23 protein-coding genes are annotated in these 20,742 nt (G+C 61.6%); 5 read left to right on the forward strand and 18 right to left on the reverse strand.

The genetic code is table 11. From position 1 onward, the window contains the following. The first annotated feature begins 173 nt into the window (after positions 1–173). Together typA and ACYQ3S_RS03285 are read left to right on the forward strand one after the other, a co-directional pair. Positions 174–2,000 (forward strand): translational GTPase TypA, encoded by a 1,827-nt coding sequence (gene typA, locus ACYQ3S_RS03280; RefSeq protein WP_459687314.1) that lies wholly within the window; start codon positions 174–176, stop codon positions 1,998–2,000. Positions 2,001–2,044: 44 nt separating this feature from the next. Next, positions 2,045–2,431 carry a RidA family protein gene (locus ACYQ3S_RS03285; RefSeq protein WP_054326698.1) on the forward strand — a complete coding sequence of 129 codons (387 nt, stop codon included), beginning with the start codon at positions 2,045–2,047 and terminating at the stop codon, positions 2,429–2,431. 49 nt (positions 2,432–2,480) lie between these two features. Here ACYQ3S_RS03285 and ACYQ3S_RS03290 read toward each other — a convergent pair whose 3' ends face one another. Continuing rightward, complete coding sequence (locus tag ACYQ3S_RS03290) at positions 2,481–3,047, reverse strand: hypothetical protein (RefSeq protein ID WP_459687315.1); 567 nt, start codon at positions 3,045–3,047, stop codon at positions 2,481–2,483. A gap of 124 nt (positions 3,048–3,171) precedes the next feature. On the opposite strand from ACYQ3S_RS03290, the gene ACYQ3S_RS03295 reads away from it, so the two are divergent. After that, positions 3,172–3,672, forward strand: a complete 501-nt coding sequence (locus ACYQ3S_RS03295; protein ID WP_459687316.1) for an RNA polymerase sigma factor — start codon at positions 3,172–3,174, stop codon at positions 3,670–3,672. Beyond that, the gene (locus ACYQ3S_RS03300) at positions 3,638–4,696 is read left to right on the forward strand and encodes a hypothetical protein (protein WP_459687317.1); all 1,059 of its coding nucleotides are present in this window, start codon (positions 3,638–3,640) and stop codon (positions 4,694–4,696) included. Before ACYQ3S_RS03295 ends, ACYQ3S_RS03300 begins: the two co-directional genes overlap by 35 nt. A gap of 67 nt (positions 4,697–4,763) precedes the next feature. Here ACYQ3S_RS03300 and acpP read toward each other — a convergent pair whose 3' ends face one another. From acpP to ACYQ3S_RS03350, 10 genes are all read right to left on the reverse strand, one after another. Continuing rightward, positions 4,764–4,991: an acyl carrier protein gene (acpP, locus tag ACYQ3S_RS03305; protein ID WP_054326695.1), complete on the reverse strand. Its 228-nt coding sequence runs from the start codon at positions 4,989–4,991 to the stop codon at positions 4,764–4,766. Between the two features lie 5 nt (positions 4,992–4,996). After that, the gene (locus tag ACYQ3S_RS03310) at positions 4,997–5,818 is read right to left on the reverse strand and encodes an acetyl-CoA carboxylase carboxyltransferase subunit alpha (protein ID WP_459687318.1); all 822 of its coding nucleotides are present in this window, start codon (positions 5,816–5,818) and stop codon (positions 4,997–4,999) included. Then, positions 5,808–6,686 carry an acetyl-CoA carboxylase, carboxyltransferase subunit beta gene (accD, locus tag ACYQ3S_RS03315; protein ID WP_459687319.1) on the reverse strand — a complete coding sequence of 293 codons (879 nt, stop codon included), beginning with the start codon at positions 6,684–6,686 and terminating at the stop codon, positions 5,808–5,810. Before accD ends, ACYQ3S_RS03310 begins: the two co-directional genes overlap by 11 nt. Before the next feature lie 15 nt (positions 6,687–6,701). Next, positions 6,702–8,048, reverse strand: coding sequence for an acetyl-CoA carboxylase biotin carboxylase subunit (gene accC / locus ACYQ3S_RS03320; protein WP_459687320.1), 1,347 nt, complete (start codon positions 8,046–8,048; stop codon positions 6,702–6,704). Between the two features lie 13 nt (positions 8,049–8,061). Then, positions 8,062–8,487, reverse strand: a complete 426-nt coding sequence (gene fabZ, locus ACYQ3S_RS03325; RefSeq protein WP_054326691.1) for a 3-hydroxyacyl-ACP dehydratase FabZ — start codon at positions 8,485–8,487, stop codon at positions 8,062–8,064. A gap of 73 nt (positions 8,488–8,560) precedes the next feature. Further along, entirely contained in the window at positions 8,561–9,028 is a 468-nt protein-coding gene (gene accB / locus ACYQ3S_RS03330) for an acetyl-CoA carboxylase biotin carboxyl carrier protein (protein ID WP_459687321.1), read from the reverse strand. Positions 9,029–9,031: 3 nt separating this feature from the next. Next, a complete protein-coding gene (gene fabF / locus ACYQ3S_RS03335; RefSeq protein ID WP_207724480.1) occupies positions 9,032–10,264 on the reverse strand; it encodes a beta-ketoacyl-ACP synthase II in 1,233 nt (410 codons plus the stop codon). Between the two features lie 75 nt (positions 10,265–10,339). Next, the gene (gene fabG, locus ACYQ3S_RS03340; protein WP_459687322.1) at positions 10,340–11,068 is read right to left on the reverse strand and encodes a 3-oxoacyl-[acyl-carrier-protein] reductase; all 729 of its coding nucleotides are present in this window, start codon (positions 11,066–11,068) and stop codon (positions 10,340–10,342) included. Between the two features lie 13 nt (positions 11,069–11,081). Beyond that, positions 11,082–12,029 (reverse strand): enoyl-[acyl-carrier-protein] reductase FabK, encoded by a 948-nt coding sequence (gene fabK / locus ACYQ3S_RS03345; protein WP_459687323.1) that lies wholly within the window; start codon positions 12,027–12,029, stop codon positions 11,082–11,084. Between the two features lie 16 nt (positions 12,030–12,045). Beyond that, positions 12,046–13,035: a beta-ketoacyl-ACP synthase III gene (locus ACYQ3S_RS03350; RefSeq protein WP_459687324.1), complete on the reverse strand. Its 990-nt coding sequence runs from the start codon at positions 13,033–13,035 to the stop codon at positions 12,046–12,048. A gap of 145 nt (positions 13,036–13,180) precedes the next feature. Here ACYQ3S_RS03350 and fabD point away from each other — a divergent pair, with 145 nt between their 5' ends. Continuing rightward, positions 13,181–14,098: an ACP S-malonyltransferase gene (fabD, locus tag ACYQ3S_RS03355; protein WP_459687325.1), complete on the forward strand. Its 918-nt coding sequence runs from the start codon at positions 13,181–13,183 to the stop codon at positions 14,096–14,098. Positions 14,099–14,186: 88 nt separating this feature from the next. On the opposite strand, the gene ACYQ3S_RS03360 is transcribed toward fabD, so the two are convergent. The 7 genes from ACYQ3S_RS03360 to secD form a co-directional block, all read right to left on the reverse strand. After that, complete coding sequence (locus ACYQ3S_RS03360; protein WP_459687326.1) at positions 14,187–15,035, reverse strand: MetQ/NlpA family ABC transporter substrate-binding protein; 849 nt, start codon at positions 15,033–15,035, stop codon at positions 14,187–14,189. Between the two features lie 92 nt (positions 15,036–15,127). After that, positions 15,128–15,781, reverse strand: coding sequence for a methionine ABC transporter permease (locus ACYQ3S_RS03365; RefSeq protein WP_054326684.1), 654 nt, complete (start codon positions 15,779–15,781; stop codon positions 15,128–15,130). Continuing rightward, the gene (locus ACYQ3S_RS03370) at positions 15,768–16,787 is read right to left on the reverse strand and encodes a methionine ABC transporter ATP-binding protein (protein WP_459687327.1); all 1,020 of its coding nucleotides are present in this window, start codon (positions 16,785–16,787) and stop codon (positions 15,768–15,770) included. Before ACYQ3S_RS03370 ends, ACYQ3S_RS03365 begins: the two co-directional genes overlap by 14 nt. Before the next feature lie 275 nt (positions 16,788–17,062). Beyond that, positions 17,063–17,518, reverse strand: coding sequence for a transcriptional regulator NrdR (gene nrdR / locus ACYQ3S_RS03375; RefSeq protein ID WP_054326682.1), 456 nt, complete (start codon positions 17,516–17,518; stop codon positions 17,063–17,065). A gap of 99 nt (positions 17,519–17,617) precedes the next feature. Continuing rightward, complete coding sequence (locus ACYQ3S_RS03380) at positions 17,618–18,409, reverse strand: sugar phosphate isomerase/epimerase family protein (protein ID WP_459687328.1); 792 nt, start codon at positions 18,407–18,409, stop codon at positions 17,618–17,620. A gap of 89 nt (positions 18,410–18,498) precedes the next feature. Next, positions 18,499–19,413: a protein translocase subunit SecF gene (gene secF / locus ACYQ3S_RS03385; protein ID WP_459687329.1), complete on the reverse strand. Its 915-nt coding sequence runs from the start codon at positions 19,411–19,413 to the stop codon at positions 18,499–18,501. An 18-nt stretch (positions 19,414–19,431) separates the two neighbouring features. Continuing rightward, positions 19,432–20,721: a protein translocase subunit SecD gene (secD, locus tag ACYQ3S_RS03390; RefSeq protein ID WP_459687330.1), complete on the reverse strand. Its 1,290-nt coding sequence runs from the start codon at positions 20,719–20,721 to the stop codon at positions 19,432–19,434. Between the last annotated feature and the right edge of the window lie 21 nt (positions 20,722–20,742).

Below are 20,742 nucleotides of genomic sequence, written 5' to 3' on the forward strand. Positions count from 1 at the left end.
GCATCTTCCCCTTCCCCGCCGCAAGCGTTGCGTAACCGCGCGGAAATCGCAAATATTGACAGTTTTATGCCTTTATATTGCACTATTTTTGATGATAAAACAAGTGGAAAACCCACTAAAAAAACAGTATAATAATATCTGCACGAAAATTTTCCGCTGATGGAGGAATATACATGATCCGAAACGATTTGCGCAACATCGCCATCATCGCGCACGTCGACCACGGCAAGACCACGCTGGTCGACCAGATGCTCAAGCAGGCGGGCGCGTTCCGCGAGAACCAGGTGGTCGAGGAGCGTGTGATGGACTCGGGCGATATCGAGCGCGAGCGCGGCATCACCATCCTTGCCAAAAACACCTCGGTACACTATAAAGGCGTTAAAATCAACATCGTTGACACCCCGGGCCACGCCGATTTCTCCGGCGAGGTCGAACGCATCCTCAAGATGGTGGACGGCGTCGTCCTGCTGGTGGACGCGGCCGAAGGCCCCATGCCCCAGACCCGCTTTGTTTTGCAGAAGGCGCTGGAATTCGGCCACAAGATCATCATTGCAGTCAACAAGATCGACCGTCCGGACGCGCGCCTGAACGAGATCGGCGACGAGGTGCTCGAGCTGCTTTTGAACCTCGACGCGACCGACGAGCAGCTCGACAGCCCGATCGTCTACTGCTCGGGCCGCGCGGGTACGGCCTCCATGTCCCCGAACGCCGAGGGGACCGACCTGACCCCGCTCTTCGAGCAGATTCTGGAGCACATTCCGGCCCCGCAGGTGGATACCGACGGCCCGACGCAGATGCTGGTTTCCTCGATCGACTACAACGACTATGTAGGCCGCATCGGCATTGGCCGCATCGAGCGCGGCTCGATGAAGGTGGGCCAGCAGGTCACGGTATGCGACTACCACGGCACGACCCAGCCGTACAACGCCAAGGTGGTCACGCTTTACACCATCGAGGAGCTGGAGCGCAAGCCGGTGGACGAGGCCACCGCCGGCGAAATCGTGTGCTTCTCGGGCATTGAAAACGTCACCATCGGCGAAACGCTGTGCGACCCGAACACGGTCGAGCCGCTGCCGTTCGTCAAAATCTCCGAGCCGACGGTCGAGATGACCTTCTCGGTCAACGATTCCCCGTTCGCCGGACGCGAGGGCAAGTTCGTCACCTCCCGCCATCTGCGCGAGCGCCTGTTCCGCGAGCTGCTCAAGGACGTGTCCCTGCGCGTTAACGAAACCGATACGACCGATTCCTTCCGCGTGTGCGGCCGCGGGGAGATGCACCTGTCCATCCTGATCGAGAACCTGCGCCGCGAGGGGTACGAGTTCCAGGTCGGCGCGCCCAAGGCGCTGTTCCGCGAGATCGACGGTAAAACCTGCGAGCCGGTCGAGCGCATGATCGCGGACGTGCCGCAGGACGCGGTGGGCGCGATCATGGAAAAGATGGGAAACCGCAAGGGCGAGCTGGTCTCCATGAACCCCAAGGGCGCGGACCGCATGCGCCTCGAGTTCCTCATTCCGGCGCGCGGCCTGTTCGGTTACCGCACCGAGTTTTTGACCGATACCAAGGGCGAGGGCGTGCTGTCCTCGGTGTTCCACAGCTACCAGCCGTATAAGGGCGATATCTCCAAGCGCACCACCGGCTCGCTGATTGCGTTTGAAACCGGCGAGGCGGTCGGCTACGGCCTGTTCAACGCGCAGGAGCGCGGCCCGCTGTTCATCGGCCCCGGCACGCAGGTGTACGAGGGCATGGTCATTGGCGAGAACCCGCGCGGGGACGATATGGCGGTCAACGTGTGCAAGAAAAAGCAGCTCACCAACATGCGCGCCTCCGGCTCGGACGACGCGCTGCGCCTGATCCCGCCGCGCCAGATGTCGATCGAAGCGGCGCTGGAATTCATTTCGGACGACGAGCTGCTCGAAATCACGCCCAAAAGCGTGCGCATCCGTAAAAAGATCCTCTCCAACACCGAGCGCCTGAAAAAGGTAAAGGGCGGCAAAAAATAATCCTGTTCAACCAAAACCATTTTCAATAAAGGAGTTTTTCCACCATGGCAATCAAAGAAGTGCTTCATTCCGATTTCGCGCCCAAGGCGGTCGGCCCGTATTCCCAGGCCGTTGTCACGGGCAACCTGATCTTCACCTCCGGCCAGGTGCCGATCGACCCCAAGACCGGCAAGATCGAGGCCGCTACCATCGAGGAGCAGACCGAGCAGGTCATGAAAAACCTGCATTATGTACTCGCTCAGGGCGGCGTGGCGTTCGACCGTGTGGTCAAGACCACCTGCTTCCTGTCCGACATCAATGATTTCGCGGCGTTCAACGGCGTGTACGCCAAGTATTTCCCCGAAAATCCGCCCGCGCGCTCCTGCGTGCAGGTCGCGGCGCTGCCGCTCGGCGCAAAGGTCGAGGTGGAAGTCATCGCGGTCAGAGGCTGAGGACGGATAGACAAGCAAAGAGGACGGAAAATTTCCGTCCTCTTTTTTGCTATGCGTTCTGCTCGGCCTGTTTTACCGCCTCAAGGTACTGCCAGAACAGCACCAGCGTGACGACCATTATCACGATATTGCACGCTTCCGCGAACCATGCCGCCCCGTTCTGTTCCGCAGTTCCAACGACCACCCCGCCAATCAGCGACAGCCAGAAGCACCGCTTGATACGGCCCTGCGGATAAGCATAGCCGCGCAAGGCAGCCAGGTCGTCCAATCCGAAATAAAAATAATAATCTGCAACGATCAGTACAATCGCCCCTGCCAGCGCGGCCAGCACAAAGATAACGCTCAGTATCGAGCCGAGCGACAGCAACCCGAGCAGCGAGCAACCAACCGTCAGTGCCAGTCCGATAATCAGCACGCGGTATGCGCGCGCCATCCCATCCGATACGTCGGCCAGCGCGCGCACCTGCACAATCCGCACGATAAGCAAAACAATGCTGGCCACCGTGACCAGAATGTTGTCAAAAAACGAAAGCACAGAGCCGATCAGCAGCAGTTGCCAGATGATCCGCAGGTTCCGGTAAACCGGCCGCTGGATTCCCTCTAAATTTTCTTCCATCTCGATCCCCTCCCTTTTCTTTTACTATAGCAGATACCCTCCCCTGTTGCAACAAAAAAACAGGCAAAATGTGTAGCGTTCCGCGCCTGTGCGGCGTATTACAGTTGAAAGGAGGCTGGAACGCATGACAAGCAAAACGCCGGAGGAGCTGCTCCGCGTTTACGGCGATATGGTATACCGTCTGGCCTATGCACAGACGCGCAGCCGCGCAGACGCGGACGATATCTTTCAGGACGTATTCCTGCAGGTCGTACAGCGCCGCCCCTGTTTTGAGACCGAGGCGCACGAACGGGCGTGGCTGCTCCGCGTCACGCTCAACCGCCTGAAAAGCCACTGGCGCGCCGCCTGGCGGCGGCATGACGTGCCGCTCGACGAGCGCATCCCTTTCCCCGCGCCGGAGGAAAGCGCGCTGGACGAGGCGCTGCGGCGCATCCCGCCCAAGTACCGCGCCGCAATCCACCTGTTCTATTATGAGGGCTATACCGCCGAGGAGATCGCGCGCATGAGCGGCGAGAAGGCCTCCGCCGTGCGCACGCGCCTGACCCGCGCGCGGGCGCAGCTCCGTGAAATCATGAAAGGAGAGCTTGACGATGGATTTCCGCAAACCGTATCAGAGCATGAATGAGCGCATCGCACCGGACGAGGCGCTTGTGTCGGACACGCTCGCGCGCATGCGGCAGGGGCAGCGTCCCCGGCGCGCGCCGTGCCGCCTGCGCCGCATCGTCGCCATTGCCGCGGCCGCAGCAGTAGCGGTCGGGTGCGTCACGCCCGCGCTCGCGGCGAACGTACCCGCGGTTTACGAGGTGCTTTACGCCCTCCTCCCAGCGGCCGCGCAGGCGCTGATGCCGGTCAACGAGGTCTGCGAGGACCAGGGGGTGCGGATGGAGGTTGTCTCCGCCTTTGTCGAGGGCGATACGGCGGGCGTATACCTGACGCTGACCGACACGACCGGCGCCCTGTTCGGGGACAGCGCGCCCGACCTGTATGACAGCTATTCCCTCCATTATCCGGCGCGTGTCGGGCAGGTCAGCAACTGCACGCTGATCCAGTACGCTCCGGATACCAGCACCGCCACCTATTATCTGGAAATCACCAATATGGACGGCGAGCGGTACAAGGGCGATAAATTCACCTTTTCGGTCCGCACCCTCCTGACCGGACGGCTGCACCAGGACGATATTGCCGTGGACGCAGACCTGTCCGCGGTCCCTCTCGATCCGCCGACCGAAACGCATCCGATCACTGGTGCGAGTTGGTCCCCCAGCGTGCAAACCGACTCTGTCCTATCGCAATCGACCTACGATTTCCTTGTGCCGCAACAGCCGCTCTGGCAGAGCGAAAACGGCAATTTCTCCCTGGTTGCCGCCGGTTATTCCGACGGCCGCCTGCACCTGCAGTATGCGGCAAGCAAACCGCTGGCGCTGGATAACCACGCCGACCTGTTCCTGTACGCGCCGGACGGGACGCAGATCTGGCATGAATATACCGTGTCCTACAACGATCAGGAGCAGGATGTTTGCTATACGGACTTCGTCTATCCAGTCTCCTATGAGGCGCTGGCCGGCTGTACCCTGTCCACCAACCTGTACTCTGCCTCCGCGCGGCTGGACGGTATCTGGCAGGTCACTTTCCGGCTGGGGGAAGAATAACGCCCCGCATGACAAAAAAGGCTTCGGAACCCGAAGGTTCCGAAGCCTTTTTCCGTTTGGGGTGGAATCAGTCCTGATGCTCCTCGATATACTTGACGATATCGCCGATGGTGCTCATCTGGGTCGCTTCCTCATCGGAAATGGTGATACCGAAGTTCTCCTCCAGGTCCATCATCAGCTCGACAACGTCGAGGGAGTCCGCATTCAGGTCCTCCTTGATCTTGGTGTCCATGGTCATGGTAGAAGCATCAGCGTCAAACTTGTCAGCCAGCAGCTCACAGATCTTTTCAAACATGGGTCTTACACTCCTTCGATTTCTTCTTGTTTTATTTGTCTGAAAACTCCGATCTTACGGAATTTTTCATACCGTTTTTGCAGCAGCGTATCCATATCCGGCTCGGCCGCCAGTTCCGCGAGCGTGTCGCGCAGCGCACGGCCCACGTTGCGGATCAGTTGGGAGCCCGACTGTCCCTCCGGTATGATGCCCTCGATCATGCCGAATTCGTACAGGTCCTGCGCGGTGATGCGCAGCGCGTCCGCGGCCTCGCCCTCGCGCGTGGGGTCTTTCCACAGGATAGACGCGCAGCCGCGCGGCGAAACGACCGAATAGATCGCGTTTTCCAGCATCAGCACGCGGTCGGCCACAGCCAGCGCCAGCGCGCCGCCCGAACCGCCCTCGCCCGTGACAATTGAAATCACCGGCGTCTTCAGCTCGATAAACTCATACAGGCAGCGGGCGATCGCCTCGCCCTGCCCGCGCTCCTCCGCGCCCACGCCCGGGTATGCGCCCGAGGTGTCCACAAAATTGATGACCGGACGGCGGAACTTCTCCGCCTGGTGCGCAAGGCGCAGCGCCTTGCGGTAGCCCTCCGGATTGGCCATGCCGAAGTTCGCGTCCATATTCTGCTCGATCGTGCGGCCCTTGCGGTGGCCGATCACGGTCACCGGCGTGCCGTTCAGCCAGCCGACGCCCGCCATGATCGCGTGGTCGTCCGCGAAATAGCGGTCGCCGTGCAGCTCGATGAAATCATCGAACAGCGTCTCGATATAGTCGCTCAGCATAGGCCGCTTGGTATCGTGTATGATGCGCATTTTTTCGCTTGCCGGCCTGTTATTCTTCATGGCGCCACACCTGCCGTTTCTTCCCCTTGGGCGCACAGTGGAGCTTGAGCAGGTTCTCCAGAGTTCCCCTCAGTTGATTACGCGGAACTATTTTATCACAGAAGCCATGCGAAAGCAAGAACTCCGAGGACTGAAAATCCTCCGGCAGCGTCTCGCCGATAGTTCCCTCGATCACGCGCCGGCCCGCAAAGCCGATGGTCGTGCGCGGCTCGGCGAGGATGATGTCGCCCAGCATCGCGAACGAGGCGGTCACGCCGCCGGTCGTCGGGTCGGTGAGCACGGTGATATACAGCAGTCCCGCGTCCGAGTGCCGCCGCGCCGCGGCGGATACCTTGGCCATCTGCAGGAGCGAATACATCCCTTCCTGCATGCGCGCGCCGCCCGAACAGGTGAAAACCACCACGGGCAGCCCTTTTTCGGTCGCGTATTCAAACAGGCGGGTCAGTTTTTCGCCCACAACCGAACCCATGGACGCCATCATGAAGTGGCTGTCCATCACGCCGATGCAGGTTTCCACGCCGCCAATGCGGCACACGCCGGTTTTGACCGCGTCCAGCATGCCGACCTTTTCGGCCAGCTCCGCAGCCTTGTCCGCATAGCCCGGAAAATCGATCGGGTCCGCGGGTGCCAGGTCGGCGTACAGCTCGGTAAAGCTGTCCTTATCCGCGACCTGCCGAATGCGGGTGCGCGCCAGCAGGCGGCCGTACCGGCCGCAGTGCGGGCAGACGTACAGGTTTTTCCCGTAAGCATATGCCTTGATCTCCGCGCCGCAGCCCTTGCATTTGACTACCTTGACGCCTTCCTCCTCCTGCGGCTTCATCTCCATGGAGGTTTCGCGCGTTTTCTGGAAAAGGTCGATCAGTCCCATACCGTTCCCCCCTTATTAGTGGTCAAAATCGCCGTTGGCGATCGAATTGACGTTGAACTGCGCTTCCTCGAAGGCCTTGGAGCGCAGAATGTGCATCTGGTAATCCGTACCGGTCACGACGCCCTCGAACAGCGTCTCGGCCAGTGCGCGGCGCATGCGCGCGATCGCCTGCTGCCGGTCCGCGCCGTAAACAATCAGCTTGCCGATCATGGAATCATAAAACGGCGGTATCTGATAGCCCTGATAGGCCGCCGTATCCATGCGCACGCCCGGTCCGCCCGGCAGGTGCATGGACACCAGTGTCCCCGGGCAGGGCGCGAAATTGCGGGCAGGGTCCTCGGCGTTGATGCGGCACTCGATCGCGTGGCCACGCAGCGTCAAATCCTCCTGCGCGAACGAGAGCGGCCGGCCCGCCGCGACCCGAATTTGCTCGCACACCAGGTCCACACCGGTCACCTGTTCGGTAACAGGATGCTCCACCTGAATACGGGTATTCATTTCGCAGAAATAAAAGTTGCGGTCGCTATCCACCAGGAATTCGATCGTACCCGCGTTGCGGTAGCCCACGCGCTTGGCCAGATCGACCGCGGCCCTGGTCATCCTTTCGCGCAGCTCGGGTGTGACGAACGCGGACGGGCTTTCTTCGATCAGCTTCTGATGGCGGCGCTGCACCGAGCATTCGCGCTCGAACAGGTGTACCACGTTGCCGAAATTGTCCCCGATGATCTGCACCTCGATATGGCGCGGATTTTGGATGTACTTTTCCATATACAGGCGCCCGTCGCCGAAATTGGCGACCGCTTCCGCCGCCGCGCTGTCGTAGGCGTCCTTCAGCTCCCGAACGCTGTGCGCCACGCGGATCCCCTTGCCGCCGCCGCCCGACGCGGCCTTGAGCATAACCGGATACCCGATGCGCTCGGCCTCGCTGATCGCCTCGTCAAAATCGCGCAGCGGCCCATCCGTGCCGAGCGCAACCGGCACGCCCGCCGCGATGGCGTTGCGCTTGGCTTCGGATTTATCGCCCATCAGACGGATGGTGGCCGAGGTCGGCCCGATGAACGCCAGTCCGGCCTGGGTGGTAAGCTCGGCGAAATCCGGATTTTCCGACAGGAAGCCGAAGCCCGGATGGATCGCCTGGCACCCCGAGGCCAGCGCCGCGGAGATGATGTTCTCCATATTCAGATAGCTTTCCGAGGCGCGCGCCGGCCCGATGCACACCGCTTCATCCGCGATCTGCGCGTGCAGCGCCTCGCGGTCGGCCTCGGAATATACCGCGACCGAAATGATGCCCAGGTCGCGGCAAGCCTGTATGATGCGGACCGCGATCTCGCCGCGGTTCGCGATGAGTACCTTTTGAAACATTGTTTCCCCTGCCTTAGTCCATGATGACCATGCACTTGATTTCCGCCTCGGCGGCTTTCTGGTCGCCGACCCAGGCTACGCCCTCGGCGACCGCCATCGGGCCGCGGCGCTTGACAAACCGCACCTCCAGCCGGAGTGTATCGCCCGGCTTGGCCATGGCGCGGAATTTCGCCTTATCAATACCGGTATACACTGCGGTCTTTCCCTTGAATTCCGGAATGGACAGCAGCGCCACGCCGCCGACCTGCGCCAGCGCCTCCAGCCGGAACACGGCGGGCATGATCGGGTTGCCCGGGAAGTGGCCCTGGAAGAAAAACTCGTCGCCCGTCAGGTGCAGCGTGCCTACCGCGTGCTCCTCGTCCATTTCGAGGATCTCGTCCACCAGCAGCATGGGCGGGCGGTGCGGAAGGATCTCCATGATCTGTTCTTTGTTCAGCATATTATAATCCCTCTCCTGTGAAAACGCAAGCCCTTTCCTGCCGCGCCCCGCGGCGGACCGGCTGCCGTTTCCCTTATTCGATCACAACGATGGTCTGGTTATACTCAACCATATCGCCCGGCTGCGCCAGAATGCGCACGACCGTTCCGTCGCACGGGGACTTGATCTCGTTCATGGTCTTCATCGCTTCCACGATGAACAGCGTGTCGCCCTCCTTGACCTTCTGGCCGACCAGCACGAACGGCGGCGCGTCCGGAGACGGGGAGGAATAGAACGTTCCCACCAGCGGACTCTTGACCGGCGTACCCTCGGGCAGGTCCTCGGCCGCAGCCGCGGCGGGCGCCTCGTCCTCCGCCGCGGCAGCGGGGGCAGCCGCCGGCGCTGCGGCCGGTGCCGCGGGAGCCGCCACAACCGGCGCGGGAGGCGCGGATTTGATCTTCAGCTTCACGTCGTCCAGCTCGATCTCTACCTCGCCCAGGCCCTTGGCCTTGAGCGCATCCATCAGCTCGATGGCAACGTCTTTCAGTTCCTTGATATCCATATATTACACCTTCTTAATCAGGATGCAGGCGTTATGGCCGCCAAAGCCCAGCGAATTGGAAATCGCCACGTTCACGGGCATCTCAACCGCCCGGTTCGGGGTGATATCCAGATCGCAGTCCGGATCCGCCTCCTGATAGCCGATGGTCGGCGGCACCACACCGTCGCGGATCGCCATGACGCACGCGATCGCCTCAACCGCGGCCGCGCCGCCCAGCAGGTGGCCGGTCATCGACTTGGTGGACGACACCTTGACCTTGTACGCCTCGTCCCCAAACGCCTTTTTGATGGCGATGGTTTCATACTTTTCATTCAGCGGGGTGGACGTGCCGTGCGCGTTGATATAGTCCACATCCGCAGGGGTCAGGCCTGCGTCCGTGATCGCGCCCAGGATGGCGCGCGAAGCGGCCTCTCCGTCCGGAGAGGGGCTGGTGATGTGGTAGGCGTCTCCGGTCGCGCCGTAGCCCGCGATCTCCGCAAGGATCGTCGCGCCGCGCGCCTGGGCATGCGTCAGGCTCTCAAGCACCAGGCAGCCCGCGCCCTCGCCCATCACAAAGCCCGACCGGCGGGCGTCGAACGGAATCGAGGCGCACGCCGGATCCTCGCCCATATGCACAGCTTTCATGTTCTGGAAGCCGGCCATCGAGATCGGGATGATGCCGTTCTCGGTGCCGCCGCAGACCACGACGTCCTGATAGCCATGCCGGATGGCGCGCATAGCCTCGCCGATCGCATGGTTGCCCGTCGCGCAGGCGGAAACCGGACAGAAATTCTCGCCCTTGAAGCCGAACCGCATGGAGATATACGCCGCCGCCATGTTGGCGATCATCTCCGGAATGCACAGCGGTGACACGCGCCCCGGCCCCTTTTCATTCAGCTTGGGGATCTCCTGCTCGGCGATCTGCAGGCCGCCCACGCCCGAGCCGTAAATCACGCCCGTGCGGTAGGGATCGAAGTTCCCTTCCCTGAGGCCCGCCTGATCGACCGCCTGCTGCGCCGCCGCCAGCGCAAAGTGGCAGTTGACGTCCATCCGGCGCGCCTCGCGCTTATCTACATACTGCGTCACGTCGAAGTCCTTGACCTCGGCGGCCAGCTTTACCTTAAATTCCGATACATCGAACTTGGTGATCGGCCCAACACCGCACTTACCGGCCTTGAGCGACTCCCAAAACGTCTGGACGTCGTTGCCGACCGGCGTGACCGCACCCATACCAGTGATAACTACCCGTTCCATCAAAGCATCTCCTTCTTCCTCGTTTTCCCGGGACGCGCCGCCTGCGCCTGTCCCGCCCTTCTGCTTCCGTGCAGCCGGTCAAAGCATGCCGCCGTCCGCAACGATGACCTGTCCGGTGATATACGAGGCCGCGTCCGACGCGAGGAACGAAACGATATCCGCGATCTCCTCCGGACGGCCGCAGCGCTTCATGGCGATCTGCGCCAGCATGCCTTTCTTCACATCCTCCGGCAGCACGTCGGTCATATCGCTTTCGATAAAGCCCGGCGCCACCGCGTTGACGCGCACGCCGCGCGCCCCCAGCTCCTTGGCCGCGGATTTGGTCAGGCCGATCACGCCCGCCTTGGAGGCCGCGTAATTCGCCTGCCCCGCGTTGCCCGAAATGCCGACCACACTCGACAGGCTGACAATGCTGCCCGCCTTGGCGCGCATCATCATCGCGCCGACGATCTGGGTCATGTTGAAGGTCCCCTTCAGGTTGGTCGAAACAACCGCGTCAAACTGGTCGGGCTTCATGCGGACGAGCAGCCCGTCGCGCGTGATGCCCGCGTTATTGACCAGCACCGCCGGCACGCCCAGCTCCTCCTTGATCTGCTTGACCGCCGCCTCGCACGCCGCGTAATCCGCAACATCCCACTGCTTTACGACCGCCTTGACGCCGTGCGCGCGGCACTTCTCCGCGACGCCCTCCGCCTTCTCCACCGAGGAGGCGCAGTTGATTACAACATCATAGCCGTCCTTTGCCAGCTTTTCCGAAATGGCCGCGCCGATGCCGCGCGAGCCGCCGGTTACAATTGCAACACCCATGTTCCCGCTCTCCTTATTCAAAGCGCTGATATGCGGTGCGGAGCAGCTGCTCCGCGCCCTCGGTCATGCTGCGCAGGATATCCGCGCACGGGCGCAGCTCGGTGAGCATGCCCGCGATCTGGCCGGACATAAACGTGCCTTCCTCATAGTTTCCATCCTGCACCGCCTTGCGCAGCGAGCCCGCGGTCGCGGCCTCCAGCTCCTCCAGCGACTGCTCGGTGCCGATCTTCTCCAGCTCCAGGCACTTGCGCGCCATCGGCGTTTTGAGCGAACGCACCGGATGGCCGGACGGGCGTCCGGTAACAACCGTGGAGATATCGCTCGCCTTGAGCACAAGCTCCTTGTACTTATCCGAAATATAGCACTCGTCGGACGCGAGGAACACCGTGCCGCACTGCACGCCCTCCGCGCCCAGCAGGAGCGCCGCGGCCATGCCGCGGCCGTCCGCGATGCCGCCCGCCGCGATAACCGGCACATCCACCGCGTCCACCACCTGCGGCACGAGCGGCATGGTCGTCAGCTCGCCGATGTGGCCGCCGCCCTCCATGCCTTCCGCGATGACCGCATCCGCGCCCGCGCGCGCCATGCGCTTGGCCAGCGCGACCGACGCGACGACCGGCATCACCTTGATGCCCGCGTTCTTCCAGCTTTCCATATATTTGCCCGGATTGCCCGCGCCCGTGGTCAGCACCTCGATCTTCTCGTCGATGGCGAGCTGGGCGAGGTCGTCCGCGTTCGGGGAGAGCAGCATGATATTCATGCCCAGCGGCTTGTCCGTGATCGCGCGTGCCTTGTGGATCTCGTCGCGGATATAATCCACCGGCGCCGCGCCGCCCGCGATGATGCCCAGGCCGCCCGCCTTGGACACCGCCGCCGCGAGGTGATGCTCCGCGATCCACGCCATCGCGCCCTGCACGATCGGATATTCAATACCGAGAAGTTCTGTGATCTTGGTTTTCATTTGATTCGCTCCCCTTTTACAGTTTAAGTACAAACGCGCCGTAGGTCAGCCCGCCGCCGAAGCCGGTGCAGACGATGGTCTGGCCCGCTTTGAGCAGGCCCTTCCGGCGCATCTCGTCCAGGCAGATCGGCACGCTGGCCGAAGAGGTGTTGCCGAAGCGGTCCATGTTCACATAGACCTTTTCTTTCGGCAGATGGTAGCGCTTGGCGATCACGTCCAGGATGCGCAGGTTGGCCTGATGCGGCACCACCCAGTCGATTTCCTCGGCCGAAACGCCCGCGCGCTGCAGCGCGGTATCGATTGCCAGCGGGACCGCGCGCGCGGTGAACCGCACGACCGCCGCGCCCTGCATCTTGAGGAAGCGCGCCTTGGGGTCGACCGTCCGCTCGGGCGCGAACGGGTCTTCAACCGGCAGCGCCTCCATGTACAGGTACTCCGCGCCCGAGCCGTCCGCCGCGATAAACGTGGACTGGATGCCCACGGCGGCGTCCTCGGTCGCGCGGTAGACCGCCGCGGCCGCCCCGTCGCCAAACAGGATGCAGGTGGAGCGGTCGGTGTAATCCGTGATACGGTGCAGCGTTTCCGCCGAAACGACGAGCACGGTTTTCGCCTTGCCCGACCGGATGTAGCTGTCCGCGATGTCGGTCGCGGAGATGAAGCCCGCGCAGGCGTTGTTAATATCCATCGCGCCAACCTGGCGCGCGCCCAGCTTGTCCTGCAGGACGCTCGCGGTGTTGGGCGTGTTGGTATCCGGTGTGCAGGTGCTGACCAGGATCAGGTCAAGCTCCTCCGCCGTGATTCCCGCGTCCGCCAGCGCGTTCTGCGCCGCGCCGAGCGCCAGCTCCCATGTGCGGGTGTTCTTGGCGATGCGGCGCTCGCGCACGCCGGTGCGCTTGACGATCCACTCGTCGCTGGTGTCGACCATCTGCTCGAGCATCGCATTGGTCAGGGCAAACTCCGGAATGCACGATCCCGTGCCGATCAGTTGAGTGTTGATGATAGCCACGCTCCCTAAAATCAAATCGCTCTCCCAAAAACCGTGGAAAAGCGACAATAGTTTGATTGACAAAGTAATCCTTGACTATTATAATAAAAGGACACGAAAATGTCAACCTTTTCCGAGGTCTGGCATCGATATTTGGAGGAACGAAATGGAATACGGTTTTGCATTTTTCCCCGGCCAGGGCGCGCAGGCCCCGGGCATGGGCAGGGATCTGTACGAAAATTCGCAGGCCGCACGGCTGGTTTTTGAAGAGGCCAGCGACGGAGCGGGCCTGGACGTTGCAAAGCTCTGCTTTGACAGCGACAAGGAGACGCTTTCCCGCACGGAAAACAGCCAGATCGCGATTTTTACGCACTCGATGGCCGCGCTCGCGGCGCTGCAGGAGGCCGGCGTATCTTTCAAGGCCGCGGCGGGCTTCTCGCTGGGCGAATACACGGCGCTCGCGGCGGCCGGCGTGGTGTCGCTCGCGGACGGCGTCAGGATCGTGTCCATGCGGGGCAAGCTGATGCAGCAGGCGGCGGACTCGATCGACGGCGGCATGGCTGCCATCCTCGGACTGGACGATGCGGCGATCGAGCAGGCCTGCGCCCAAGTGACAAGCGGCCTGGTCCGTCCGGTCAACTACAACTGCCCCGGCCAGCTCGTCATCGCGGGCGAGCGCAAGGCGCTCGACGAGGCGGTTGAGAACTGCAAGGCGGTCGGCGCGCGGCGCGCGCTTCCGCTCGCGGTTTCCGGTGCGTTCCACACGCCGCTGATGGCAAAGGCGGCGGCCGAGCTGCGCGCTTATGTGTCGGACTTTACCTTCTCCGCGCCCAAGATGGACATTTACTCCAATCTGGACGGCAACGTGCTCGACTGCGCCGACCTGCCCGCGCATCTGGAGCAGCACATGATCTCCCCCGTGCGCTGGACGCAGCTCATCCGCAACGGCATGGCGGCGGGTCTTACCACCGCGTGCGAGATCGGCCCGGGCAAAACGCTCACCGGCTTCGCGGGCAAAATCAGCAAGGAGCTGGCGTGCAAGCCCGTGCAGGACATGGCGGGCGTACAAGCCGCGGCAGAATGAGAATCAAAAAAAGAACCGCTTTCCAGCGGTTCTTTTTTTATCCATTCCCCCAAACGGGCGGCTTTGTCTCCCTGTCGGAAGGCCTGTTTTAGTAGGTCGCCACCACGGCGCCCTTATAGGTCTCTTCGATGAACTGCTTGACCGTATCGCTCTGCAACGCCTCGGCCAGCGCCTGCATTTTTTCACTGTCCTCGTCGCCGCTGCGGCAGGCGATCACGTTGACGTATACCTGCGCATACTCCGGATTCTCCGTGATGAGCGAGTCCTCCTTGGCGTTCAGGTCGGCCTGCAGGGCATAGTTGCCGTTGATGACCGCAAGGTCAACGTCCTGCAGCGAGCGCGGGAGCTGCTCCGCGGCGATCTCCTGGATATCCAGATTCTTCGGGTTTTCCACGATGTCCAGCTTGGTCGCGTCCGAGGTCGGGTCGATCCCGTCCTTGAGCTTGATCAGGCCCGCATCCTGCAGCAGCAGCAGCGCGCGCGTTTCGTTGGAGCCATCGTTCGGTACGGCGATGGTGGCGCCGTCCGCCACTTCGTCCAGCGTCGCGGTCTTGCCCGGGTAGATACCGAACGGCTCATAGTGCATCTCGATCGCGGGGACCAGGTCGCCGTTGTTCTCCTTATTGAAGTTGTTCAGGTACGGGATGTGCTGGAAATAGTTCGCGTCCAGGTCGCCCTCGACCAGCGCGGTGTTCGGGGTCACATAGTCGGTGAACTCCACCACTTCGAGCGTGTAACCCGCCTCGGCCAGCACGTCCTTTGCCGCCTTCAGGATCTCCGCATGGGGCGTGGGCGACGCGCCGACCGTAATGGTCTTTGCCGCGTCATCCGATGCGCCGCCGTTATCCGCGGCCTGGTTCTGGTTGTTCCCGCCGCAGGCTGCAAGCGCTGTCAGGCACAGCGCGCCCGCAAGCAGGGCTGCGATTTTCTTTTTCATAATCAGTTCTCTCCTTTTCTCATTGGTGGGACGGCGCGCGGCCGCAGCGACGCCCCTATATCATTAATTTAATGATAACAAAACAAACCGCTTTACCGGTTGCGCTTATCCAGCCGGCGCGCCAGCCAAAGGCCGGCCTCCTGGAAGATCTGCACGACCACGACAATGATAATCACCGCGACCAGCATAATATCGAACTGATAGCGGTTATAGCCGTAGGTGACCGCCACCGCGCCCAGGCCGCCGCCGCCGATAAAGCCAGCCATCGCGGAATAGCCCAGGATAGTGACGACCGAGATCGCGCCGCCGACCATGAGCGAGGGCTTGGCCTCCGGCACAAGCACCTTCCACACGATCTGCCACGGGCTTGCCCCCATGGACTGCGCGGCCTCGATCACGCCGAACGGCACCTCCTTGATGGAGGATTCGACCATGCGCGCCACATAGGGGGCGGCCGCCATGGTCAGCGGCACGATCATCGCGGTCGTGCCGATCGAGGAGCCTGTGATCGCGCGCGTCATCGGCGTAATCATAACGCCCAGGATCAGGAACGGCACCGAGCGCAGGATATTGACAACCACGCCCAGCACGGTGTTGAGCACCGGAATCGGGCGGATGCCGCCCTTATCGCTCACCACCAGCAGCAGGCCGACCGGCAGCCCGATCGCATAGGAGACCACGGTGGATACCGCGACCATGTACAGGGTTTCCCACAGGGCCTGCGCCCAGAAATCAGGTGAAAGCATGCGCGTCGCCCTCCTCTACATGCACGTTCTGCGTTTCCAGATAGGCCAGCGCCCGCTTTGCCGCGCGTTCATCCTCCGGCAGCTGCAGGATCATCTGGCCATATGCCTTCCCGTCGATATCCTTGGTGTCCGCAAACATGATATTGACCGGCGCCTTGCATTCCAGCACCATGTTGGATACCACCGGCTCAAACGACGAGTTTCCGTCAAACACGATGCGGCAGTAATGCCTGCCCGTGGCCAGGCGCTCCCGCCTGCCATCCGGATAGATCAGCTTCCTTGCCATCGCGGACTGCGGGCGGGTGAACACCCGATCGACCGTGCCGACCTCTGCGATGCGGCTGGAATCGATGATCGCCACGCGCTGGCAGATCTCCTCGATAACCGCCATCTCATGCGTGATGACCACAATCGTGATGCCGAGCGTCTGGTTGATCTCCTTGAGCAGCGCGAGGATGGAGCGCGTCGTCGTCGGGTCCAGCGCGCTGGTCGCCTCGTCGCAGAGCAGGATCTTGGGGTTGGTCGCCAGCGCCCGCGCGATGGCCACGCGCTGCTGCTGGCCGCCGGAAAGCTGGGACGGATAATTGCCCGCGCGGTCGCTCAGGCCGACGATATCGAGCAGCTCACGCGCCCGCTTTTCCGCCTCCGCCTTACCTGTCCCCGCGATTTCCAGCGGGAAGCAGATATTCTGCAGCGCAGTGCGCTGCTGCAGCAGGTTGAACTGCTGGAAGATCATGCCCATGGAGCGGCGCGCCTGCAGCAGCTCCTTTTTGGAAAGCGCCCCCAGCTCCTGCCCGTCCACCGTGACCGTACCCTCGGTCGGCTTTTCCAGAAAATTGATGCACCGCACCAGCGTGGATTTGCCCGCGCCGGACAGGCCGATGATGCCGAATATCTCGCCGCGCCTGATGTCCAGACTGACGCCGTCAAGCGCCACGACCGTACCCGCGCGCCCGCGGAACGTCTTGTTCAGGTTTTGGATTCGCACAATGACATCCTGTTCCAAACCTTATTCCCCCTCGTTTCAAAATAAAAGCGGAAAGCAGTCCTGCTTTCCGCTCGCTTTCCATCTGAACCGCATCGCGCCGCATGACAAATACGGCCCGCTTGCAGCATAACCAGCCCTGTTACGGCTGTATTGCAGAAAAACGAGCAAAACCGCACATCATGCACATGGACATTCGCAGTGCCAGCATTACGGTCTCCTCCTTTTCCTACAATTTCTATAGTATATTGCTTGTTTATTAGTGTACCGCGCTTTGCGGGATTTGTCAAGGATTTTTATTTATCTTTAATCAAAGTGTTAAGCTCTTCCATGAACGTATTGATATCCTTGAACTGGCGGTAGACCGAGGCAAAGCGCACATAGGCCACCTCGTCCACCTTGCGGAGCTGCTCCATGACCAATTCTCCGATGACCTTGCTGGATACCTCGCTCTCGAGCGAGCCGAACACCTTCTGCTCCACATTATCCACAATCTGCTCGAGCTGCATGAGCGAAACCGGCCGCTTTTCGCAGGCCTTCATCAGCCCGTTCAACAGCTTCTGGCGGTCGTAGGCCTGTCGGGTGCCGTCCCGCTTGACCAGCATGAGCGGCATGCGCTCGACCGTTTCGTAGGTGGTAAAACGCTTGAGGCATTTGAGGCATTCGCGCCGGCGGCGGATACTCGTCCCCTCGTCGGTCGGCCGCGAATCGACTACCTTGCTGTCCTCATAGCCGCAAAACGGACATTTCATCGGGCTTCACCCTCGCAATCCTATAAAATGTGAATCATTTGTGGTTATTATACCACCCCTTGTATAAAAAAGTCAACCACAGCGGGCGCATTTACCCCGTCAAACCGTTAAAAAGCGGGAAAGCACGCGCACGGCGCGCGCCAGGTCGTCCGGCCCCGTGAAATTCGAGCGGTATACCTCGATCAGCGCATGCCCGCTGTAGCCGGCTGCGCGCAGGCGTGAGAAAAAGTCCGCGTAATCCATCGTCCCCGCCCCGGGCAGCAGGCAGCTCTGCTCGGCCGAGAAATCGTTGATATGGATATTTACCAGCCGGTCCCCCACCGCATCGATGAATTCCCGCGGGTGGCGGCCGGCGCGGTGCGCCTGCTTGATGTCGAGCGTGTACCGCAGCGCGGGAACGTCGCGGTACAGGGCGCGCAGAAACGCGGGGTCGCGCGAACGGCACCACGCCACATTCTCCTGCGCGAGCGTCACGCCGCAGGAGGCTGCGAGTCCGCACAGCCGGCGGTATACCCCGCACTTGCGCGCCCAGCGCGCCGGATCGTCCGCATGCCCCATATCGCGCTCCCCGTGGAAAGTGAAAAAGCGCGCGCCCAGCGCCGCCGCGCATTCCAGATAGCGCTGGTACTGCATCAGCCCGTCCTCTGTGCGGCGCTGGTAGTCGGAGAACAGGAGCAGCCCCTCCATCAGCGAGGTGTAGGGGTGGACCGACACGATATCCAGTCCCAGCTGCCGCGCCTGCGCACCCAACTGCTCATAAAAGCGCGGCGAGAACTCGCTCTCCGTATTAAAGAAAACCTCGACCGCATGCACGCCCAGTCCGGCCAGGATGGGCAGTATCTCCTCCACCGGCTGCGGATAGAAGCACGCGGTCGAAATGCCCAGACGCAAGGGGGTCCCTCCTTTTCCAAAAAAACCGGACGGGGATACGCGCCGCACCCCCGTCCGTTGTTTCGCGCAGTATGCGCTTTTTCCTATATTCAGATACGCTTCTTGCGGAAATGCTTGCGGTAGAACGACCAGAAGCTTGCCGACAGCATGATCGACGACCAGGCGCCCGCAACGATGCCCACGATCAGCGGCAGCGTGAACTGCTTGAGCGACGGCACACCCAGAATAAAGATCATGCCGACCGTGAACAGCGTGGTAAGGGTCGTGTTGATGGTACGCCCCATGGTCTGCCAGACGCTGCGCTCCGCGACCTCCTCAAACGGCTCCTTGCGCGCCGCGCGCAGGTTCTCGCGGATGCGGTCGAATACGATGATGGACGCATTGATCGAATAGCCGAGTATGGTCAGCGCCGCGGCGATAAAGCCGGTGTCCAGCGGAATCTGGAACCACACATAGACCGACAGCATAATCAGCAGGTCGTGGATCAGGCAGGTGACCGCCGCCAGGCCGCTGGTCAGCTCAAAACGGATGGTGATATAGATCAGCATCAGCACGATCGCCACCGCCGCGCACAGGAACGCCGCGCGCTGCAGGTCGCTGCCGACCGAAGGGGAAACGTCGTTATTGTTGTAGAGATCCTTGCCCTCTTCGTCCAGACTGTAGGTTTCCACCATCTTGTCGATGACAGCCGCGCGCTTTTCCGAATCGATCGAGGTGGAGCGGATCAGCACGTTTTCATTGCTGTCGCCCGACGAGGTGACCGAGGACGGATCGACGCCCGTTACCTCCTGAAACAGCTCGCGCACCTCGGTCTGGACCGCCTGGTCCACCGTCTTGTGCAGGTTGAACTCCATCTCCGTGCCGCCGGCAAAGTCAATGCTCAGGTTAAAGAAATTCTGGCCGAACGGCAGCGCGATCAGGGCCACCAGGCCGGTCGCGCACAGCAGGGCGGAGATAATGCCGAAAATCTTGAAATTCTTCAGAATGGGGAACTTGGGTTTCATAATTTATCTCCTCCTTTCTTAAGCGCCGTAAGCCTTGGGGCTGCGAACATGGAAATCCACCATGCGGTTGAGCAGGAAATGGGTCACCGTCAGGGCTGTAAACATGGAAATGATAACGCCGAGGCCCAGCGTGGTCGCAAAGCCGACGATTGTGCCGGTACCCATCCAGAACAGCACCGCGGCCGCGATCAGCGTGGTGATGTTGGAGTCCAGGATCGCGGTGAACGCGCGCTTGAAGCCGGAATCGATAGCGCTCTTGACAGTCTTGCCCGCGCGCAGCTCTTCCTTGATGCGCTCAAAGATAATAACGTTCGCATCGACCGCCATGCCGATCGACAGGATGATGCCCGCGATGCCCGGCAGGGACAGGTTGACACGGATCAGGCCGAACACAACCGCTTCAATGACGATATAGAAGCCGAGTGCCAGACAGGCGACCAGACCCGGGATGCGGTAAACGATCAGCATGAACAGGCAGACCAGCACAATGCCGATCGCGCCCGCGAGCAGCGAAGTCTGCAGGGCGTTCGCGCCGAGCTGCGGGCCGACCGAGCGAAGCTCAACCTGCTTGAGGCTGAACGGCATCTGGCCGACGTTAATCAGGTCCGCCAGCTCCTTGGCGCTTTCCGCCGTGAAGTTGCCGCCCGAGATCACGCAGGTACTCTGCGTCAGCTGGTTCTCCACCATCGGTGTGGAAATCGCCTGATTGTCCATGACGATGGCAAGGAAGTTCATACCGTCCGTATTTTTCCGCGCCGCGATCGAAGCGGTCGCCTCGGAGAATTTCTGCGTTCCCTCGTCGGTGAACTCGATCTGGACGTAATGCTCGTCCGTCAGCTCCGCGCCGGTCGGCTGGCCGTACATGGCGGTCGCACGCTTGATATCCGTGCCGGTCAGCCACTCCTTGCCGTCCGCGTCCATAAACACAAGCTGCGCGGTCGAGCCCAGCGTCTGCACGGCTTCCTCGGGATTGGTGATCTGCGGGATCTCGACCGAGATACGGTTGTCGCCCGAAAGCGCGACAGTCGCCTCGGTGAAGCCCTTGTTGGTCAGGCGCTGACGAATCATGGACTGCGCCGTTTCCATATCTCTGGACAGGTTGCCCGCATCGTAGCCCTCCGGCAGCTCCGCCTCATATACGATGCGCGAACCGCCCACCAGATCGAGGCCGAGCCGGATGCCGTGCTCGGTATCATTCACCGCAGGGATGATCGTGCGCCCCGCCACGGTAAAGCCCATTACCGCGCAAAGACCGAGCAAAACGATCACGAGCATGACTGCGATGAAGGAAATCACACTCTTTTTCAATGTTTTACAGCCTCCTTTGTT

This window comes from Agathobaculum sp. TL06 (genome assembly GCF_054658635.1).

Excerpts from the sequence above, each read along its gene's own strand:
- typA (WP_459687314.1), top strand. The coding sequence starts at position 174 with ATGATCCGAAACGATTTGCGCAACATCGCCATCATCGCGCACGTCGAC.
- ACYQ3S_RS03285 (WP_054326698.1), top strand. The coding sequence starts at position 2,045 with ATGGCAATCAAAGAAGTGCTTCATTCCGATTTCGCGCCCAAGGCGGTC.
- ACYQ3S_RS03290 (WP_459687315.1), bottom strand. The coding sequence starts at position 3,047 with ATGGAAGAAAATTTAGAGGGAATCCAGCGGCCGGTTTACCGGAACCTG.
- ACYQ3S_RS03295 (WP_459687316.1), top strand. The coding sequence starts at position 3,172 with ATGACAAGCAAAACGCCGGAGGAGCTGCTCCGCGTTTACGGCGATATG.
- ACYQ3S_RS03300 (WP_459687317.1), top strand. The coding sequence starts at position 3,638 with ATGGATTTCCGCAAACCGTATCAGAGCATGAATGAGCGCATCGCACCG.
- acpP (WP_054326695.1), bottom strand. The coding sequence starts at position 4,991 with ATGTTTGAAAAGATCTGTGAGCTGCTGGCTGACAAGTTTGACGCTGAT.
- ACYQ3S_RS03310 (WP_459687318.1), bottom strand. The coding sequence starts at position 5,818 with ATGAAGAATAACAGGCCGGCAAGCGAAAAAATGCGCATCATACACGAT.
- accD (WP_459687319.1), bottom strand. The coding sequence starts at position 6,686 with ATGGGACTGATCGACCTTTTCCAGAAAACGCGCGAAACCTCCATGGAG.
- accC (WP_459687320.1), bottom strand. The coding sequence starts at position 8,048 with ATGTTTCAAAAGGTACTCATCGCGAACCGCGGCGAGATCGCGGTCCGC.
- fabZ (WP_054326691.1), bottom strand. The coding sequence starts at position 8,487 with ATGCTGAACAAAGAACAGATCATGGAGATCCTTCCGCACCGCCCGCCC.
- accB (WP_459687321.1), bottom strand. The coding sequence starts at position 9,028 with ATGGATATCAAGGAACTGAAAGACGTTGCCATCGAGCTGATGGATGCG.
- fabG (WP_459687322.1), bottom strand. The coding sequence starts at position 11,068 with ATGGGTGTTGCAATTGTAACCGGCGGCTCGCGCGGCATCGGCGCGGCC.
- fabK (WP_459687323.1), bottom strand. The coding sequence starts at position 12,029 with ATGAAAACCAAGATCACAGAACTTCTCGGTATTGAATATCCGATCGTG.
- fabD (WP_459687325.1), top strand. The coding sequence starts at position 13,181 with ATGGAATACGGTTTTGCATTTTTCCCCGGCCAGGGCGCGCAGGCCCCG.
- ACYQ3S_RS03360 (WP_459687326.1), bottom strand. The coding sequence starts at position 15,035 with ATGAAAAAGAAAATCGCAGCCCTGCTTGCGGGCGCGCTGTGCCTGACA.
- ACYQ3S_RS03365 (WP_054326684.1), bottom strand. The coding sequence starts at position 15,781 with ATGCTTTCACCTGATTTCTGGGCGCAGGCCCTGTGGGAAACCCTGTAC.
- nrdR (WP_054326682.1), bottom strand. The coding sequence starts at position 17,518 with ATGAAATGTCCGTTTTGCGGCTATGAGGACAGCAAGGTAGTCGATTCG.
- secF (WP_459687329.1), bottom strand. The coding sequence starts at position 19,413 with ATGAAACCCAAGTTCCCCATTCTGAAGAATTTCAAGATTTTCGGCATT.